The organism is Flavobacterium sp. (assembly GCF_046293665.1).
In the GTDB taxonomy this organism is placed as follows: Bacteria; Bacteroidota; Bacteroidia; order Flavobacteriales; family Flavobacteriaceae; genus Flavobacterium.
On the sequence record NZ_JBKBOL010000006.1, the window covers coordinates 108,408 to 127,480 of the forward strand.

The following is a 19,073-nucleotide window of genomic DNA, read 5'->3' on the forward strand; positions in this document are numbered from 1 at the left end:
TTAGAAATTCACCCTAAAAAAAACATTCGGCATAATCCCTAAAGAGTAAAATTCCTGTATCGAATAACTTGGTGTGATAAAATCGGAAACAGTGGCGTAGTTTCGTTCCAATTCTTTGCTGATTAGAATATTGCGGTTATACAGATTGTAAACCGAAAGTCCGATTTTAAAAGTATGGCCTTTGGCATTTTGGAACTGATAACTGCCGGAAATATCTAAGCGATGGTAATTCGGCAATCTTTCGGAATTGTATGAAGTAATTGCTCCCGAATCATTAATCGTGCTAAAGGGCTTTCCAGTGTGCCAAAACCAACCGGTAGTAAACAAAAAGTTGTCCCATTTTTTATTGAAAGCGATGTTAACACTGTGTTTGATATCGGCATTTGATGCAAAATAATTTCCGTCGTTTAAAGTCGAAAACCGATTTTGAGAATCTTGATATGTGTAAGTGAGCCAAGCGCGCCAAGAAGCTGCACTTTTTTGAAGCAATACATCAACACCCTTGGTGAAGCCTTTTCCTTGTTGGATATCATTGCCGTTTTGGCCTAAAAAACCTAAAGTAAATGAAGTAATTCCGGTGATATTTTTATAATACGCATCGATATCCAAAAGCCAATTGTTCTTTTTAAAAATAATGCCCGAACTGAACTGATTGACTTTCTGAATCGGATATTCATTGTTATCCGAAAGCACCCAAACGTAGTTTTCCAAACTCAAATCGTTGGTGGCATTTTCTCGAACCTGACTCAAAACCTGACTTCTTCGTTCGTAAGAAGCTTGCCAAATCAAGGATTCAGAAATTGTTTTTTGAAGCAAAAATCGAGGTTCGACACTCGTCGCTTTCATTTGACTGTAAAAATTATAACGCAAACCTGGTTGCAAATTCCAACTACCAAAATCCTGTTTGAATTGCACATAACCGGCATGAGTAACATTGTACAAATGTTTCAAACTCAAAACAACGCCAATGTCTTGATTGTAACTGTTAAACAAATGCGAAATGTCATTTCCAAAGACTTGATATCCGAAGTCAAGAACAGATTTTTCATTGATTTGGTACCCAAAATTCAATTCGGCTCCCGAATCTACTACGCGATTTAATTTTTTAAATGCTTCAAATTTATTGGTGTCGTAGTCTTGTTTTTTGAGATAATCAAAACTGTAAAGCGAATAGAAAATCAAAGTTTTTTGAATGAATGTAGAACTGTATTTCTGTGTCCAATTCAGACTAAAACCGTAGTTTTCGATGTTCATTTTTTGGTTACTAACACTATCGGTTTTGATGACATTTCTATAATCCAAATCGTTTTTGATGACTAAGCCTGATAGTGAAATTTCAGTTTTATCATTGGGTTTAAAATTCAATTTGGCCGAATAATCGTGAAATTTGAATTGGTTATTATGGTCAAAATCTTCAAAATTAGTGTTTTGAAAAACTTTGTTTTCAAGTTGGTTAAACGTAGGCGATTGTAGCCATTCGGTATAAGATTTTCTGCCTGAAAGTTGCAAACCCAATTGGTCTTTAACCAAAGGCATTTGAACATAAACATCCGCATTCAAAGCATTAATTCCGGCGTTGATTTTGGTTTTATCCGAAATTTTATTAGTGGATTTGATGTCGATTATACCCGAAACCCTTTCGCCAAATTTAGAATTCACCGCTTTGTTGTAATAATTCACTTTTTGCTCCACATTGGGATTGATACTCGAAATCATGCCGAATAAATGTCCGGGATGATACAACCGAATGCCATCCATCAGTATCAAATTTTGATCAGCCGTTCCGCCGCGAATGTACAATCCGGTAGCGGTTTCATTGGGACTTTTGACACCAGGTAATTGTTGTAGCGATTGCAAAATATCAGCATCGGTAATTCCGGGAAGTGTTTGGACTTTTTGTGGATAAATAATGTAATGTTGGTTGGTTTTCTGAATGCCTTTCGCCAAAAATTCTTCGACTATAACTTCTTCCAAATGGGTGATTTTTTCGGAATTGACATCAGATTCAACTTGATTAATTGAATAAAACCGGTCGTTAATTTGAATGACTTTTAAAGTCGATTGTTTTTCGATTTCTGTATTGATTTCGGCTAATGAATAAAGTTTTTTCGGAACAGAAATCCTTTGCGAAGACACTACCGAATCGACATAGGAATACTTAACAGCAAAAGCTTTCTCGAGATCAGAAAGCACTTTGGTGAGTTTGGCATTGGTATAAATAAATGGCTCCTTTTTTTGTGACCAAGAATCTTGCATCCAGCACAAAAAGAAGCACAACAAAGCTATTTTTTTCATTCAAAAATGATAATTTTTCCGCTACTGTCTTCGTTAAATTTTAAATGCAACGGCAAACAAATCGTCTGCAACGCTATGGATAATGCTTCATGAGTAAAGGTTCCGGTGAATTTTATGTTTACAATAGAATTCGGATACTCGACTTCAACATTATATTGGTTTTTAAATTGTTCGATTACATAACGCATCGGCACATTTTTAAAAGATGATTCTCCGGAAATCCAAGTTGGTTTAGCCGAAGATTCCTCAGCCCAATTTTCCAAAATACCATTGTAAAAACGAATACTTTCGCCGTGGGTTAAAATGGTTGATTTTCCTTTTTGGGTGACTTGCACTTTTCCTTCGTAACATTTTACTTCGAAGAAATCTTGGAAAGCAATCACGTTAAACTTGGTTCCCAAAACAAGGATATCGCCGAGTGAAGTTTCTACGGTAAACGGACTTCCTTTTTCAACTTCAAAAAAGGCTTCTCCGTCAAGTTGTAAAGTTCTTTTGTATTCGAAAGTATTACAATACTTTAGCGTTGATTTGGCGTTCAAAGACACTTTAGAATTATCGGCTAAAGTGATGATTTGGGTATTTCCGAAACCCGTTGAGATTTCATTTTGGGCTATAAAAAAATGATAAACTCCAAAAAGAATAAGCAAACTAGCAGCAATCGAAGCATAACGCCAAAGCGGAATGACTTTAGTTTTAGTTTGTTTTTTCTCCCCTAACTTTTGTTGGATAGCACTAAAGTTTTGTTCCAAATCGGAATGGCTGATTTCAAAACCGTTTAGCGTGTTTTTGATTTTTTGGAATGCCGTAAAATCTTCCTCTGAAACCAATTGTTGTAATTGTTCATCGGTGATTTTATGGGCTAACCAATCGGATAAATACGTTTCGTTGCTCTCTTCCATTTTATAATTTTTCAAACGTTTTTCACTACTTTTCTTAGGGACAATAAGGCTTGATGCATTCTTTTTTCTACTGCTTTTACCGATAAATCTAAGGAAGCTGCGATTTCAGCGTAGGACTGATTGTCGAAACGGTTCATTAAAAATACGGTTCTTTGCTTTTCGGGCAAATCGTTTATGGCTTTTTCAAGTTGGATTTTCAATTCGGTTTCCTCCATCAAAAATTCTGGTGATTCTTTGTGTGATGATTTGGGTTTGAATTGTATCTCAAAAGTAGTAACGACTTTATGGTGCTTTATTTTATTCAGCGAAAGCCTAATCGCTGTGGTGTATAAAAAGCTTTTGGCTTGTTCGGGTTGGATAATGCCGCAATTTTCCCAAAGTTTGACAAAAGCATTTTGGGCTACATCTTCAGCGCTTTCTATATCGCCTCTGAATTGATACACCAAAAAGTTCCGCAACACTTTAAAATTAGTGTCAAATACCGAACGGAATACCGATTCGGAGCAGAGCTTTGTATTTTGGTTTTCTTCTTTCATAGCTTAAATTACAGACACAACCTTATTGTTAAGGTTGTGTCGTAATTAACTTTAATCTTTCCCAATTTTATAAATTACCATTAATTACAATTACTGATGATAGCGGAATCAAAAGCGGTTTGGTTGGCAAACACCATCGAAATTGAGCCGGTAGGAGTATTAAAATTTACCGTTACAGGGTAAACCAAAGCCGGAATACTTGACCATGACGGAAAATAATACTGTAGCAATTCTGCATTAGTATTGACAGTCACTAAAGCACCTTGATGCTGAACTTGCACCGGATAATTCATGGTAAAACAAGTACCTAAACCATTCCCGAAATTGGTCGTAATTATTGGATCACAACTTACAAAATCAGCTTGGGTAAATCCGTCACAAATCGCAAAACAAGCGTTTGAATACATTACAGTACCGGTTGTAGTTTGGACACATACCGGATTGTAATCGGCAGTACAAATACAAGAACTGCTAGGACAATCATTATTGATTTCAAAAAATTCGTATAAATCATTCACAACTATTGTCACACCATTTTGTACAAGTGAAATAGGAAATACTATATTTAATTGATACGTACTGGTTCCTGTTGGCGTCGAAATTTGCTGTATTAATTCGGCTTGCGTGTTGATAACCACCGTTTGATTATTGGCATTGACAATCGATATCGGATAAACAATATCATAACACGTAAAATCAAAAACAAAATTGTTTACTGTTTGGAAATTACATTCTAAAATCAAAGCGAAAAATTCGGCTTCGTCATCAATGGTAGTAATCGCACCCTCTTGTTGTACTTGGAAAGGAAACTGAATACCTTCAAAATAAAACGTACTGGTTTCACTGGCCAAAACCGCAATTAAACCTTCATAAGAAGAAACCGTAACTACCGTTCCATTGTTATAAGACAGATTAATTGGGAAAACAAAATTGAAACAAAACGCTTGGTCTTGGGTAGCAAAATCATTTTTTCCGTTAATATTGTTGGCTTTTTTAATCTCGTTCAGTGTAACTCTCAGCGAAATACTTTTTGAAGTTACAATCTCATTTTCTACCGGATCATTATCAGTACATGAATAGAAACCCGCAACCGAAACGGTCAATAGCAATAGTAAAATTTTAATCTTTTTCATCTTATTTATAATTTAGTGTTTAAAGGTTAGACAACACAAAATGCCATCACCCTACTTTTTTCTAAATAAAAATGAAATATAATTTATTTTGAGAGACTTAGTGCAATTTTCAAAGCACATTTTTCACCATCGATAGCGGCTGAAATGATGCCACCTGCAAAACCGGCGCCTTCGCCACAAGGATAAAGTCCTTTAATTTGAGGATGTTCTAACGATTCACTGTCACGTGGAATTCTAACCGGAGAAGATGTTCGACTTTCGGGTGCATGAAGTATGGCTTCATTGGTCATATAACCTCGCATTGATTTTCCGAATTGGATAAAACCTTCGCGCATGATTTGAGTTAAAAATCCGGGGAAAACTTGTCCCATTTCTACAGATGTTGTTCCGGGAACATAGGAAGTTTTGGGAATAGATGCCGATACTTTATTTTGGGTAAAATCAACCATTCTTTGTGCCGGTACTTTTTGGGTTTCCCCTGCCAAATGCCATGCTTTTTGCTCGATGCTTTTTTGGAATTCCATTCCGGCCAAGGCTCCGAATTGGGCAAATGGTTTGAAATCTTCGAGTTTTAATTCGACTACAATCCCTGAATTTGCAGTAGCTTGGTCTCTTTTGGAAGGCGACCAACCATTGGTAACTACTTCTCCCGGACTGGTAGCACATGGTGCAATAACACCGCCCGGACACATACAAAACGAATACATCCCGCGGCCGTTGACTTGCTTCACAATCGAATACGGTGCCGGTGGTAAATGTTCGCCACGGAAGTCACAACTGTATTGGATTTTATCGATTAATTCTTGCGGATGTTCAGCACGAACGCCTAGTGCAAAAGGTTTGGCTTCGATGAAAATCTTTTTTCTATCGAGTAATTCAAAAATATCTCGAGCGGAATGTCCTGTGGCCAAAATGACTTTACTAGCAGAAATCGTATCACCGTTTTGGGTCACGATGCCTTGCATTACGTTATTCTTCACTACAAAATCGGTTACACGGGTTTCGAATAACACTTGTCCGCCGCACTCGATGATTTTTTCACGAATGTCTTGTATAATTTGCGGTAATTTATTGGTTCCGATATGCGGATGTGCTTCGACTAAAATATCTGGTGTTGCGCCGAAACCGACTAATAATTGTAAAATTCTGTCGACATCACCGCGTTTTTTAGAACGGGTGTATAATTTTCCATCGGAATACGTTCCTGCTCCACCTTCGCCAAAACAATAATTGGAATCTTCATTGACGATGTGGTCAACGTTAATCGCTTTCAAATCACGACGACGTCCGCGAACGTCTTTTCCTCGTTCAATTACAATTGGCTTTAAGCCCAATTCAATTAATTGCAAGGCTGCGAAAAGTCCGGCCGGACCTGCTCCAACGATGATTACTTCTTGCGCATTGGAAATATTTTGATAATCGGGTAATTCAATTTTTTGTTCCGTATATTTTTCATCTATCAGATAAACCGAAACTTTAAGATTGACCTTTATGGCTTTTTGACGAGCGTCGATTGACCGTTTTAGAATTACTACTTTCTGAACCAATTTCGTTGAAACCCTAACTGATTTTGCTACATACTCATAGAGCAAACTTTCGTTGGCTGCTATTTCGGGAGAAACTTGAATGAGTAATTCTTGTGGCATGGGCTATTTTTTTACTTTGTAACGGTTCGACCTAAAGATCTCGAGTGGCAAAAGTAAGAATTTGAAAATTGTTATCGTAATTTTGCAAAAAACTACATTGAAACTAAAATGTCAAGACAAATCAAACTTATTTGGGATTTTCGCGGACCGGCTTCTGCTAAAACGGCAGAGCATCATGAAATTCATTTAAAGGAATACATTACTATCGAAAAATTGCCACTCAATATTACGGGATTTGAAATCATAAATGAGATGCATGCGATTGCCTTTATGGTCGTTACGGATGAAAATATGATTGCTGTTCGAGATACTTTGAAGCCTCATCGCGGAGAAATTTATGAGTAATCAGATTCTCGAGGACAGATCACATACTCATTATGTATTTTATCGACAAACCCAATAAAACAAAGGAAAAATTCGTTAAAATAGCTTTAGAAATTCTACCATTTTGAAAGTGTAACCTATAATATATAGGAGATAAGTAATTAGATTTGGATAATTAACTAATCCACCTATATCATTATGTTATTAAACTACATTTTTAAGAATCTTTCAAGTCGAGATTACAATCGAACCAAAATCTCAAAAGAGAAAAGTTTTATCTCTGTTGTGATGCTATTGCTTGTTGTGACAAGTGTACAATCGCAAGCGACGTTTACTTCAGTACAATCGGGGAACTTTACTGATCCTGTAACTTGGGGAACAGCAACTGCGCCAACTTCTATTGACAACATTATCATCGCAGCAGGCACAACAGTACTTCTTGACGATTTGATAACAGTAAACAACGCTACGATAGGTGGCACATTAGAAAGCGGTTCTAACTCAGCTGATTTTATAATAACCGGTAACTTGACAGTTAACTCAGGTGGTTTGTTTGATGGAATTTTCTATTATGATGCAGGCGGTTGGGGCTATGACAAAGGAACACAGCTTACAGTAGCAGGAAATATCACCAACAATGGTAGAATTGATTTGTCCATTGGTGCTAGTTACTTACCGGAAGGCGCTTTGAATTTGAACGGTTCAACAGTACAAACCGTGAGTGGTTTGGGGACTTTTGGAGGGACTTTGTATTTAACAGACAATACTAATACCGGAGCTGTTATTAATCAACTGATTGTAAATAACACAAGTACAGCTACTCCAAATATAATTTGGGGATTTAACAACATCAAAATTAGAAGTGTACTATCACTTACCAATACCCGAATTAACTTAGGCACCAATAAAATGACCATTGGAAATTATGCTACTGCAAGTTCGACTATTGCCTCTGGCAGTGGCTTTTTAAGCGGGACAATTGGAAGATGGTATAGTCAGTATGACAATCCTATTGCCATAACGCCGGGTACTGATTACTACAATAGCAATACATTATTCCCATTTATCAGTGCTAATGGTAAGAGCAGATCAACATTTATATCGAGACCGAATGATCCAAATGTTTCCGGAACATCGGGAGAACTTTCGGTAACCTATTATGACGAAACAGGAGTAGCTTCCGGGTTTTCTGTAACGGATGGGAGTTATACTGTAACCGACATTTATGAAGGTGCATGGACCATTGCTAAAGATGCTACCTATGCCTTTCCGTTAGGAAACCATACTATAGCCTTTTCTGTTCAAGACGCTTATTTAATCAAGAATGGTAATTCAAGAATTATTAAAGTAGACGGTACAACAATTGGCAACCACCAAACGGGAACCGTTACCCCATTTGCTTCAAGAAAAAACCTTTCTGATTCCGATTTAGACAATACTTTTCAAGTAGGTTATAATGCCGCATTAGACACTCCGGTGACATCAGTACAAACCGGTGATTGGAATACTACTTCAACTTGGAGTAGCAATAGTATTCCTACTTGTGGAGATACAGTAACCTTACTTTCAGGACACACTGTAACAGTTAACGCTACTAATTCGGTAGCTGGTATAAATATTTCTGCCGGAGCTACTTTAGTAAGTGAGTCTTCTACTTTAACAATTGGTTGCACAAATAACAACGCTACTTTTTTCAACGGAGGAACTTATACTATAAACGGAGGTTCTCTGGTAGTAAACGGAAATGTTGTACACGCCAATGGAAGTACATTCAACCAAATTGCTGGAGATATTATCGTTGATGGTAATCACAATGGTGACGCAGCTACAAGTACTGACCAGACAATCTTCAAAATTGAAAATGCAACTTTAAACTTAACCGGAGGTTCAATAACTATTGTTGACCCTGCGGTTTCAAGTGCAAGCATAGCAACCACTCACACAGCTACAGCCATTGTTCCTTGTACGGGATGGTTTTGTTGGTATCCTTCCAGTGTAACTTTAGATGCTATTGACGGTGTATCGGTTGGACAGGTTATAGTTGGCGACGGAATTCCTTTCGGCACTACAGTCGCTAACATCAATTTTGACGGATCTATCAACACTAACCCAAGTTTACCCGAGACTGGTTTGACTTTACCTTTAAGTTTAACTTTTTATAATGTTTCTAGTTCTCCTTCAACTTTTGTATACCAATCAAGTAGTCATTATGCAATTGGTGCTAATCACACTTTAAAAATTGGTGACGGAATATCAATCGAAAAAAGTACTGTAACTACTAACGGATTCAATTGTAATTTCAGAGCTGGAGAAGGAGTACTTTCCTTAAACAACTTAATTGTAAATGCTCCAGACGCTACCAACCGTTTTGTTAATTTAGATTCTAGTAATTCTAGTGGTAGTTCAATAATGAATGTTCAAAATGATTTTACCATTACACAAGGAAAAGTAAAAGGTCAAGGTGTTGATACTTATTTTGGTGGAAATGTTATCAATAACGGAGCGTTAAATTTATACAACAACACCTATTTTGGTAATTATATAGATGGCAATTCAGTAGCTACTGATAAAGCACAAACCATTTCGGGCTCAGGTACATTTAATGCCCAAACTGAAACCATCTTGAATACACCTGCCAATACCGGTTCGGTTTCCCAACTTAGAGTTAACAACACCAGTGCCGAAGGCGTAACTTTCTTGGTACCTTTTAATGTGGTGGTCGGATTGACAATGACTGAAGGAATCATTCATACCTCAGCAACTAGCGTATTAACTGTTGGAGCACCAGCCATGTCGTATACTGCATCTGTAACCGGTAATTTTGGGGAAACTTGTTATATAGATGGCCCTTTTGCTAAAGATATTGGTGGTGGACAGAATGCTACAGATTTAAATAGTGAATTTGATTTTGTCATAGAAAGATTCCTTTTCCCAGTTGGAAAATCATCTTATTCGCCGATTTGGGTAGCTGTTACAACTCCTGCTGGAGGTTTTGGAAGTCCGGGGACCAATTTAAAAGTAGAGGCTTTTGAAACAAATCCGGGAACACCTTCAGCAAATATTGCCTATTTAAGTCAGAACAGATGGGAAGTTTCTAAAACAGCCGGTACTGTTATCGATTTCAATATTAAAGTAGCCGATGCCAATGCTATTGAGACTAGCATTATTGTTCAAGCACCTTCAGCTGCGGGAATTTATGACAATGACTTTGGGATTACAGCAACTTTTGAGGCAGGCACTCCAAACATCTTAACTTCAAACGCTGATCCATTACCTTTTGCTGATTTTTACGGTTATTTTTCTACAGCAAGGCAAGCGGAATGTTCTGCTGTAACTCCGGGTAATACCTTATCTACAGAAACCAGTATTTGTGGTGGTAAAGCGGTAACTTTAAGTTTAGAAAATATTGTAGTTGGTGAAGGCATAACCTACCAATGGCAAAGTTCTACAACTGATTCAAACTATACAGATATTGACGGAGCTACAGACACAACTGCTTCAGTTGCTCCGGTTGAAAATACTTACTATCGTTGTAATGTTACTTGTTCATTCAGCACAACTACAGTAGCTTCAACACCAATTCAAATTACCTTAAATAATACTATTGTAACTACCACTCCGGCAACAATTTGTCAACCAACCGATACGGCTACTTTATCAGCTACTTCTTCAGTAGGTGATGTGAAATGGTATGCGTCTCAAGTTGGTGGTACTGCATTGGCTACAGGAAACTCGTTTACAACACCTGTAATCACAGCAACTACAACTTACTATGCCGGAACAGAATCAAGTACGGCAGGTACAGCAGGTATGGCTTACACTAATGACGGCTACGGTTCAGGTACATTAGATAGAGGTTTAGCCTTCAATTTATCGAATTCTATTATTTTAAATTCGGTTAAAGTTTATCCGCAACAAAACCCTGGTGGAACCGGTGCGGCACCTATAACCATTAAAGTATTCCAAAATGGAATTCAAGTACCGGGAACTGCCGATGTTATTTTCACCCCTGATACAGCTTCAGGATGGTCTCCAACCAATACAGCACAAACCGTTGCTCTTAATTATGTATTACAAGCCGGAGAAAATTATACGCTTCTAATCACTGATGGTGCTTCTTATGACAATACTTTGGCTTACGTAAGCCCGTTCCCTAGTCCTTTCCCGGTTAACACAGGTGCTGTATCAATTGTTGGAGGATATGCTTATGGTGATGTTGATACTTATAGCTACTACTTCTTCTTCGATTGGAATATTACTGAAGTTTGTTCATCTGCAAGAGTTCCAGTGACAGCCACTGTACAAACTGTTGAAGAGTGTGATTTAGGCAATCCAACTTCACAATTATTATCAAGAGTGGTGGCTTATCCGAACCCTTACAGCTCCACTTTTAGATTAGATATTCAAACCAATAATGCCGCAGATGTAAACATCAAAGTGTATGACATGGTGGGAAGATTAATTGAATATAGAACCGTTAGTCATAACGAGCTATCTAATGTTGAAATCGGAAATGGATATCCATCCGGAATTTACAATGTATCAGTAACACAAGAAGGTAAAGCAAAAACCCTTCAAGTGGTTAAAAGATAAAAACTAAACTTCATTGCAAAAAAACGGCTACTCAAAAGGTAGCCGTTTTTAATTTATTATTATCCACTTGTCTGAAAACTGTGACTGCGACTGCAAACTTTAGTTAGCCACTTCACTAATAAATTTAATTCGCATCAAACGCAATTCTTCGATATCATAGTCGCCGTCGAATTCTTTTAGTGCGTCTTCAATCTTGTCCGATTCAGAATCCATAAAATACTCATGAATTTCTTCTTGTTGTTCTTCGTCTAAAATTTCGTTTATCCAATAGCTGATATTCAATTTGGTTCCTGAATAAACGATTTGCTCCATTTCTTTAAGCAAATTATCCATCGTAAAACCTTTAGCTTTAGCGATATCATCTAAAGATAATTTTCTGTCTATATTTTGAATGATGTATAATTTATTGGCCGAATTAGCTCCGGTAGATTTTACCACCAAATCATCCGGACGAATGATATCGTTGTCTTCTACATATCTTTCTATAAGTTCAACAAACTCTTTTCCGTATTTTTTGGCTTTGCCTTCACCAACACCATGCACATTACTCAATTCATCAATAGTGATTGGGTATTTCAACGCCATATCTTCTAAAGACGGATCTTGGAACACCACAAATGGTGGAACGCCGAGTTTCTTAGCCACTTTTTTACGCAATTCACGCAACATACTCATCAAAGCTTCATCGGCTGTCCCGCTTGATTTGGCTGCCGTTACTATGGCTTCGTCTTCGCTTTCGCTGTATTCATGGTCTTCCGACATCATGAACGAAACCGGATTTTTAATGAACTCATGACCTTTATCGGAAACTTTTAAAATACCGTAAGTTTCAATGTCTTTGGTCAATAAGCCATCGACTAAAACTTGACGAATCAACGCCATCCAGTAGCGTTCATCAAAGTTAGAACCACAACCGAAAAAGGTTTGGGTGTCGGTTCTATGGGCTTTTATAGTCGCATTTACTCTTCCGATAAGCGTAAACACAATTTCTTTTGATTTGTATAAATACTTGGTATCGCGAACGACTTCCAACAGCATTTTGACTTGTTCTTTGGCTTCGACTTTGGTTTTCGGGTTGCGAACATTGTCATCCATATCGGCGCCTTCACCGGTTTCGCTGTCGAATTCTTCTCCGAAATAATGCAACAAGAATTTACGTCGCGACATCGAAGTTTCGGCATAAGCGACCACTTCTTGTAATAAGGCAAAACCAATTTCTTGTTCCGCTACCGGTTTACCCGACATGAATTTTTCCAGTTTTTCTACATCTTTATACGAGTAGTAAGCCAAACAATGACCTTCTCCTCCATCGCGTCCGGCACGACCGGTTTCTTGGTAATAACTTTCTAAAGATTTCGGAATATCGTGGTGAATGACAAAACGAACATCAGGTTTGTCAATTCCCATTCCGAAAGCGATAGTTGCTACAACCACATCAACATCTTCCATTAAGAACATATCTTGGTGTTTGGCACGGGTTTTAGCATCCAAACCGGCGTGATACGGAACGGCTGAAATTCCGTTTACTTGAAGTACTTCGGCAATTTCTTCAACCTTTTTACGGCTTAAGCAATAAATGATGCCCGATTTGCCTTTGTGCTGTTTGATAAAACGAATGATATCCGCTTCGATATTTTTGGTTTTGGTGCGTACTTCGTAAAATAAATTCGGACGGTTGAAAGACGCTTTAAACGTCGTAGCGTCAGACATATCCAAATTTTTCAGAATATCTTCCTGAACTTTTGGCGTAGCCGTAGCCGTTAAACCGATTACAGGTACATCGCCTAATTGTTTGATAATATGTCTCAGATTGCGGTATTCGGGTCTGAAATCGTGTCCCCATTCTGAGATACAATGGGCTTCATCTATCGCAACAAATGATATGGGCACACTTTGCAAAAATTCTACATATTCTTCTTTAGTCAAAGATTCGGGAGCGACATATAATAATTTGGTAATTCCTGAGGTAATATCCTTTTTAACCTGATTAATCTCGGTTTTGGTCAGTGACGAATTCAATACATGTGCAATACCATTTTCAGAAGACAAACTTCGGATGGCATCGACTTGATTTTTCATTAAAGCAATTAGAGGCGAAACCACAATTGCTGTTCCGTTTTGTATTAAGGCCGGTAATTGGTAACAAAGTGATTTTCCACCACCGGTTGGCATTATAACGAATGTATTATGTTTGGTAATAATACTTTTGATGACTTGTTCCTGTAAACCTTTAAATTGGCTAAAACCAAAATACTTTTTTAATTCTTTGTGGATGTCAATTTCGTCTAAATTCATTCTGTGTTAATGGTATTTTTACATAAATTTGCAAACATAAAGATACGACTTTCTTTCATACATACAAATTTTATATTATTTCAATTTTGATACCTAAAGAAACCATTTTAGCCTCTGCCAAGAAGACCATATTATCAGAAAGTGAAGCCATTGCGAAGCTGGTGGATTTTGTCAATGACGATTTTGTCAAAACAGTTGAAATCATATACAACGCAACCGGAAGATTAGTTGTGACAGGAATTGGCAAAAGTGCCATCATTGCTCAAAAAATTGTGGCCACATTAAATTCGACCGGAACACCTTCTTTATTCCTTCACGCTTCCGAAGCCATTCATGGCGATTTAGGCATGGTACAACCCGGCGATGTCGTAATTTGTATTTCTAAAAGCGGTAATAGTCCGGAGATTAAAGTTTTGGTTCCGTTGTTGAAACGTTTTGGCAACAAATTGGTAGCCATTACCGGAAACACCACTTCGTTTTTAGGCAAAGAAGCCCATTATGTTTTGAATACTTATGTAGACAGTGAAGCTTGTCCAATTAACTTGGCACCAACCAACAGTACAACTGCACAATTAGTGATGGGTGATGCGATTGCGGTTTGCTTAATGCAAATGAGAAACTTTACTGCCGAAGATTTCGCCAAATACCATCCCGGTGGTGCTTTGGGTAAAAAACTATTACTCCGTGTTGGCGATATGCTCGATACTACTCATAAACCAATTGTTGCACCCGATTCAAACATCAAAACAGTTATTGTGGAAATTTCCGAAAAACGTTTAGGAGTTACCGCAGTGGTCGATAATAATAAAGTAATCGGAATTATTACTGATGGTGATATCCGTAGAATGTTGAACAAAACGGAGAGCATTTCCGGTTTAGTCGCCCAAGACATCATGACCGTGAATCCGAAAATGATAAAGTCAACCGATATGGTTAGTGATGCCTTGAATATTTTAGAAGATTTCTCTATTACGCAATTGGTTGTGGTAGATAATGGCGAATACAAAGGCGTTTTACATTTACATGATATTTTAAAAGAAGGCATCGTATAATGGCAAAAAAAGAGCTTAAAGAAATGTCTTTTTTAGACCATCTGGAGGAATTGAGATGGTTGTTGGTCAGAAGTACACTTGCGATTATCATCATTGCCTGTGCTTCGTATTTTATTGATGATTTTATTTTCAATCAAATTATTTTCGGACCAAAAGATCCGAACTTCATCACCTATAAATTCTTTTGTGAAGTAACGCGTTTCTTTGGTGCAGACGATTCTTACGCTTGTGCCACTGAATTTTCTTTTATCATACAAAATACAGAAGTTGGCGGTCAGTTTTCTATTTATCTATGGATACTGATAACCACAGGATTTATATTGGGCTTCCCTTATATTCTTTGGGAATTATGGAAATTTATTCGTCCGGCCTTATATGAAAATGAGCGCAAAAAAGCTGGTTTATTTATCATTGTTTCCTCGTTGCTGTTTTTTATTGGAGTGCTTTTCGGCTACTTTATTATAGTTCCGTTGACCATTAATTTTTTTGCTACTTTCAATGTAAGCGACACAATTATCAATCAATTTACGGTAGAATCTTATATTAGTATTATTAAAACCTCTGTAATTGTAAGTGGATTGGTTTTCGAACTACCCATTATCATTTATTTTTTAACCAAATTAGGATTGGTAACTCCTGAATTTTTGAGGAAATACCGAAGAGCTGCTATCGTACTAATCCTAATCGTTTCCGCTATAGTTACACCACCGGATATCCCGAGTCAAGTAATCGTTTCTGTTCCTATCTTGATTTTATATGAATTGAGTATTTTAATTTCCGCATTTGTGGTAAAAAAAGAAAAACAAAATGGCTGATTTAGTACAAGAATTTAACGACTATCGTTCTAAAATGAACGAAAAGTTATTGGCTGACAATAACAAAATTGTAAAGCGAATTTTCAATTTGGATACCAATGCTTATGCCGAAGGCGCTTTAGATGTAAAAACCAAAGAGCTTTTAGGATTAGTAGCTTCAACCGTATTGCGTTGCGATGACTGCATCAAATACCATTTGGAAACCAGTTACAAAGAAGGCATCACCAAAGAAGAAATGATGGAAGCCATGGGAATTGCCACTTTAGTTGGCGGAACGATAGTAATTCCGCATTTAAGAAGAGCATACGAGTTTTGGGAAGCCTTAGAAGATTTGAAAATTTGAAGATGAAACAATTTGAAAATTATCTTTCGAACGATTTGTTAACATCAATTGTAAGTCATCTATTTTTTCTTAATTTTCCAAAAAATAAATTACACAAAGTAATATAGTTTGGCATTTTCAAATTTCCAAATTATCAAATCTTCAAATTAATGAAATTAAGAGCCGAAAATTTAATCAAAACCTACAAAGGCAGAAGCGTTGTCAAAGGCATCTCTGTAGAAGTAAACCAAGGAGAAATTGTGGGGCTTTTAGGGCCTAATGGTGCCGGAAAAACGACTTCTTTTTACATGATTGTTGGCTTGGTAAAACCCAATTCAGGAAACATCTATTTGGATGACATGAACATCACCGATTTCCCGATGTACAAACGGGCTCAAAACGGCATTGGTTATTTGGCACAAGAAGCTTCGGTATTCAGAAAATTGAGTATTGAAGATAATATTTTGAGCGTTCTACAGTTAACCAAATTGACCAAAGAAGAACAAGTGGCCAAAATGGAAAGTCTGATTGCCGAATTCAGTTTAGAACATATTAGAACCAATCGTGGTGATTTACTTTCGGGTGGTGAAAGAAGACGTACCGAAATCGCTCGTGCTTTGGCGACGGATCCGAAATTCATATTATTGGACGAACCTTTTGCAGGCGTTGATCCGGTAGCGGTAGAAGACATTCAAAGAATTGTAGCCCAATTAAAAAACAAAAACATCGGTATCTTAATTACCGATCACAACGTTCAAGAAACTTTAGCCATTACCGACAAAACCTATCTAATGTTCGAAGGTGGTATTTTAAAAGCCGGAAATCCGGAAGAATTGGCTGCTGATGAAATGGTGAGAAAAGTGTATCTCGGACAAAACTTTGAGTTGCGTAAAAAGAAGTTGCATTTTTAAAAGAAAAAAGAAAATAGACTTTCACTATGAAAGACACTTCAAAAAAGCATTGGAAATGGGGTTTGTTTTATTATAATAAAGAAGACGAAAGAATTTTGGTGGACAAACCCAATCCTAACTACGGTACCACTTTGAATTTTGCCCACAAGAAATCATATTTGTACCTATTACTTATTTTTTCGTTTTTCGGATTTATAGTTTATATGGTCACCAGAAATCAATAAAAAAGCTTCCGTTTAGGAAGCTTTTAGAATAATTTTTTTTTTACCGCAAATTCACAAATTAATTAATCATTTTTAAAAATTTGCGAATTTGCGGTCTTTTTTTTGATTGAAAGATAAGCGAGGTTCTACTTTCTAAACAGTAGCTTTTTTATTGACAATATTATTAAAAACCGACAGTAAAACGTAAAGCAAAATAATCAACGGAACCGCTAATATCTGAAGAAAAATCAGCATCAAAAGTGAAATTATCAAAAAGAAAACCTGCAGTTTATATTTAGCAAAACTAAAATCTTTAACCTTTAGGGAGAACAATGGAATTTCGGCGTTCATAATGTAAGCACTTAGAAGTGTCATTATCAACAACGCCCATTTATCATAAAAAATCCCCATATCAATAACCTGATGAAAATAATCGGCTATAACTGGTAAACTGGTAAAAAACAAACTATTAGCTGGCGTTGGCAAACCAATAAAGGAATCAGACTGTCTGGTGTCTATATTAAATTTAGCCAAACGATAGCAAGCACCTAATGTAATGATAAAACCTAAAAAAGGAACATAGCTTTCTATGCCAAAAGCATGATAATCACGTAAAAGCATAAACATTACATATCCGGGAACTACACCACTGGTAACCATATCCGCTAAGGAATCCAGTTGCACGCCCAATGGTCCGGCAACGCCAAACTTTCTCGCAAAAAAACCGTCAAAAAAGTCGAAAAAAATACCCAAACAAACGAAATAAAAAGCCAATTCATATTGTGCATTTGAAACAAAAACCAAAGCAACGCAACCGGAAAACAAATTAAGTATCGTAAAGAAGTTGGGAATCTGAGCTTTGATATTCATCATTGATGTTTGTTATTTTTAAAGAAATACAAATTTAATACAATAAGTTGCAGACTTCTGCGTTTTATATTCAAGATTTTTATGTGATATTTGTAAAAAGAAAAATTGCCTTGAAAAAAACGATTGCTATTCTGCTACTTTTCGTTAGCTTAATTACTCATGCTCAAGCCGTTAGAAAATATTCGAATGAGTTTATGAATATTGGCGTGGATGCTGCTTCTTTAGGTATGTCAAATGCTGTAACGGCTTTTACTGGCGATGTCAATTCAGGTTACTGGAATCCGGCCGGATTATTGAAAATTGAAGACAGCGAAGCTTCCTTAATGCACGCCAGTTATTTTGCCAATATTGCCCAATATGATTATGCGGCTTACGCCAAAAAAATAGACGATCGAAGCGCTTGGGGCGTTTCCTTGATTCGCTTTGGTGTAGATGACATCTTAAATACAACCCAATTAATCGACAGCGAAGGCAATATCGATTACAACCGAATCAGTTTGTTCTCGACCGCCGATTATGGTTTAACCTTTTCCTACGCTAGAAAATCTATACTAAAAGACATTCGTTACGGAATCAATGCCAAAGTAATCCGAAGAGTAATTGGTGAATTTGCCAATTCTTGGGGATTTGGTTTTGATGCCGGTTTGCAATTCGACAGAAACGATTGGCATTTTGGGTTAATGCTTCGCGATATTACTACGACTTACAACGTTTGGGCCATCGACGAAGACAAATACGAGCAAATTAGAGATGCGGTTGAAGGACAAAATCAGGAATTACCGGAAAGTACCGAGATTACTTTACCCAAAGCGCAATTGGGAATCGCTAAAAAATTCGAATTCCACTACGATTACACATTACTAGCAGCTGTGAATTTAAACATGCAATTTGCCCGAACCAATGATGTGTTTTCAACCGATGTTGTTAGTATTGATCCGGCCATCGGATTTGAATTTGGCTATACCGATTTGGTTTTTCTTCGCGCAGGTGTTGGCAATTTCCAAGATGTTGAACAAATTGACGGTTCTAGAAAAGTAAACTTTCAGCCTAACATTGGCTTAGGTTTCAAATACAAAGGTATCCAAGTGGATTATGCTTTGACCGATTTGGGTGACCAAAGTGCCGCTTTGTATTCCAATATCTTTTCGGTTAAAGTAGATTTGAGTATTTTTAGATAAA

15 protein-coding genes are annotated in these 19,073 nt (G+C 37.1%); 8 read left to right on the forward strand and 7 right to left on the reverse strand.

Going from position 1 to position 19,073, the window contains the following annotated elements; translation table 11 throughout:
• The 5 genes from ACK4R1_RS10175 to ACK4R1_RS10195 form a co-directional block, all read right to left on the reverse strand.
• Positions 1–2,295 (reverse strand): TonB-dependent receptor plug domain-containing protein, encoded by a 2,295-nt coding sequence (locus ACK4R1_RS10175; RefSeq protein WP_409686471.1) that lies wholly within the window; start codon positions 2,293–2,295, stop codon positions 1–3.
• Positions 2,292–3,194: a FecR family protein gene (locus tag ACK4R1_RS10180; RefSeq protein ID WP_409686473.1), complete on the reverse strand. Its 903-nt coding sequence runs from the start codon at positions 3,192–3,194 to the stop codon at positions 2,292–2,294. Before ACK4R1_RS10180 ends, ACK4R1_RS10175 begins: the two co-directional genes overlap by 4 nt.
• Positions 3,195–3,205: 11 nt before the next feature.
• Positions 3,206–3,730 (reverse strand): RNA polymerase sigma factor, encoded by a 525-nt coding sequence (locus ACK4R1_RS10185; protein WP_409686475.1) that lies wholly within the window; start codon positions 3,728–3,730, stop codon positions 3,206–3,208.
• 80 nt (positions 3,731–3,810) lie between these two features.
• Positions 3,811–4,863: a hypothetical protein gene (locus ACK4R1_RS10190; RefSeq protein WP_409686477.1), complete on the reverse strand. Its 1,053-nt coding sequence runs from the start codon at positions 4,861–4,863 to the stop codon at positions 3,811–3,813.
• An 83-nt stretch (positions 4,864–4,946) separates the two neighbouring features.
• Positions 4,947–6,509 (reverse strand): NAD(P)/FAD-dependent oxidoreductase, encoded by a 1,563-nt coding sequence (locus ACK4R1_RS10195; RefSeq protein WP_409686479.1) that lies wholly within the window; start codon positions 6,507–6,509, stop codon positions 4,947–4,949.
• 108 nt (positions 6,510–6,617) lie between these two features.
• On the opposite strand from ACK4R1_RS10195, the gene ACK4R1_RS10200 reads away from it, so the two are divergent.
• Together ACK4R1_RS10200 and ACK4R1_RS10205 are read left to right on the forward strand one after the other, a co-directional pair.
• Positions 6,618–6,854 (forward strand): hypothetical protein, encoded by a 237-nt coding sequence (locus tag ACK4R1_RS10200; protein ID WP_409686481.1) that lies wholly within the window; start codon positions 6,618–6,620, stop codon positions 6,852–6,854.
• A gap of 177 nt (positions 6,855–7,031) precedes the next feature.
• The gene (locus ACK4R1_RS10205) at positions 7,032–11,426 is read left to right on the forward strand and encodes a T9SS type A sorting domain-containing protein (RefSeq protein ID WP_409686483.1); all 4,395 of its coding nucleotides are present in this window, start codon (positions 7,032–7,034) and stop codon (positions 11,424–11,426) included.
• A gap of 99 nt (positions 11,427–11,525) precedes the next feature.
• Here the strand turns inward: ACK4R1_RS10205 and recQ are convergent, their stop codons facing one another.
• Positions 11,526–13,721, reverse strand: coding sequence for a DNA helicase RecQ (gene recQ, locus ACK4R1_RS10210; RefSeq protein ID WP_409686485.1), 2,196 nt, complete (start codon positions 13,719–13,721; stop codon positions 11,526–11,528).
• An 86-nt stretch (positions 13,722–13,807) separates the two neighbouring features.
• On the opposite strand from recQ, the gene ACK4R1_RS10215 reads away from it, so the two are divergent.
• From ACK4R1_RS10215 to ACK4R1_RS10235, 5 genes are all read left to right on the forward strand, one after another.
• Positions 13,808–14,773 carry an SIS domain-containing protein gene (locus ACK4R1_RS10215; protein WP_409686487.1) on the forward strand — a complete coding sequence of 322 codons (966 nt, stop codon included), beginning with the start codon at positions 13,808–13,810 and terminating at the stop codon, positions 14,771–14,773.
• Positions 14,773–15,588, forward strand: coding sequence for a twin-arginine translocase subunit TatC (tatC, locus tag ACK4R1_RS10220; RefSeq protein WP_409686489.1), 816 nt, complete (start codon positions 14,773–14,775; stop codon positions 15,586–15,588). The genes ACK4R1_RS10215 and tatC overlap by 1 nt, the downstream gene beginning before the upstream one ends.
• Positions 15,581–15,931, forward strand: a complete 351-nt coding sequence (locus ACK4R1_RS10225) for a carboxymuconolactone decarboxylase family protein (RefSeq protein ID WP_409686491.1) — start codon at positions 15,581–15,583, stop codon at positions 15,929–15,931. The genes tatC and ACK4R1_RS10225 overlap by 8 nt, the downstream gene beginning before the upstream one ends.
• Positions 15,932–16,080: 149 nt before the next feature.
• The gene (gene lptB, locus ACK4R1_RS10230) at positions 16,081–16,821 is read left to right on the forward strand and encodes an LPS export ABC transporter ATP-binding protein (RefSeq protein WP_409686493.1); all 741 of its coding nucleotides are present in this window, start codon (positions 16,081–16,083) and stop codon (positions 16,819–16,821) included.
• 26 nt (positions 16,822–16,847) lie between these two features.
• Entirely contained in the window at positions 16,848–17,045 is a 198-nt protein-coding gene (locus ACK4R1_RS10235) for a DUF5808 domain-containing protein (RefSeq protein ID WP_409686495.1), read from the forward strand.
• Between the two features lie 132 nt (positions 17,046–17,177).
• Here the strand turns inward: ACK4R1_RS10235 and ACK4R1_RS10240 are convergent, their stop codons facing one another.
• On the reverse strand, positions 17,178–17,894 hold the full coding sequence (locus tag ACK4R1_RS10240) for a CDP-alcohol phosphatidyltransferase family protein (protein ID WP_409686620.1): 717 nt from the start codon (positions 17,892–17,894) through the stop codon (positions 17,178–17,180).
• A gap of 194 nt (positions 17,895–18,088) precedes the next feature.
• Between ACK4R1_RS10240 and ACK4R1_RS10245 the strand changes: the two genes are divergently transcribed.
• Positions 18,089–19,072 (forward strand): PorV/PorQ family protein, encoded by a 984-nt coding sequence (locus ACK4R1_RS10245; protein ID WP_409686622.1) that lies wholly within the window; start codon positions 18,089–18,091, stop codon positions 19,070–19,072.
• Position 19,073 lies beyond the last annotated feature (1 nt).

Excerpts from the sequence above, each read along its gene's own strand:
- ACK4R1_RS10175 (WP_409686471.1), bottom strand. The coding sequence starts at position 2,295 with ATGAAAAAAATAGCTTTGTTGTGCTTCTTTTTGTGCTGGATGCAAGAT.
- ACK4R1_RS10180 (WP_409686473.1), bottom strand. The coding sequence starts at position 3,194 with ATGGAAGAGAGCAACGAAACGTATTTATCCGATTGGTTAGCCCATAAA.
- ACK4R1_RS10185 (WP_409686475.1), bottom strand. The coding sequence starts at position 3,730 with ATGAAAGAAGAAAACCAAAATACAAAGCTCTGCTCCGAATCGGTATTC.
- ACK4R1_RS10190 (WP_409686477.1), bottom strand. The coding sequence starts at position 4,863 with ATGAAAAAGATTAAAATTTTACTATTGCTATTGACCGTTTCGGTTGCG.
- ACK4R1_RS10195 (WP_409686479.1), bottom strand. The coding sequence starts at position 6,509 with ATGCCACAAGAATTACTCATTCAAGTTTCTCCCGAAATAGCAGCCAAC.
- ACK4R1_RS10200 (WP_409686481.1), top strand. The coding sequence starts at position 6,618 with ATGTCAAGACAAATCAAACTTATTTGGGATTTTCGCGGACCGGCTTCT.
- ACK4R1_RS10205 (WP_409686483.1), top strand. The coding sequence starts at position 7,032 with ATGTTATTAAACTACATTTTTAAGAATCTTTCAAGTCGAGATTACAAT.
- recQ (WP_409686485.1), bottom strand. The coding sequence starts at position 13,721 with ATGAATTTAGACGAAATTGACATCCACAAAGAATTAAAAAAGTATTTT.
- tatC (WP_409686489.1), top strand. The coding sequence starts at position 14,773 with ATGGCAAAAAAAGAGCTTAAAGAAATGTCTTTTTTAGACCATCTGGAG.
- ACK4R1_RS10225 (WP_409686491.1), top strand. The coding sequence starts at position 15,581 with ATGGCTGATTTAGTACAAGAATTTAACGACTATCGTTCTAAAATGAAC.
- lptB (WP_409686493.1), top strand. The coding sequence starts at position 16,081 with ATGAAATTAAGAGCCGAAAATTTAATCAAAACCTACAAAGGCAGAAGC.
- ACK4R1_RS10235 (WP_409686495.1), top strand. The coding sequence starts at position 16,848 with ATGAAAGACACTTCAAAAAAGCATTGGAAATGGGGTTTGTTTTATTAT.
- ACK4R1_RS10240 (WP_409686620.1), bottom strand. The coding sequence starts at position 17,894 with ATGAATATCAAAGCTCAGATTCCCAACTTCTTTACGATACTTAATTTG.
- ACK4R1_RS10245 (WP_409686622.1), top strand. The coding sequence starts at position 18,089 with ATGAATATTGGCGTGGATGCTGCTTCTTTAGGTATGTCAAATGCTGTA.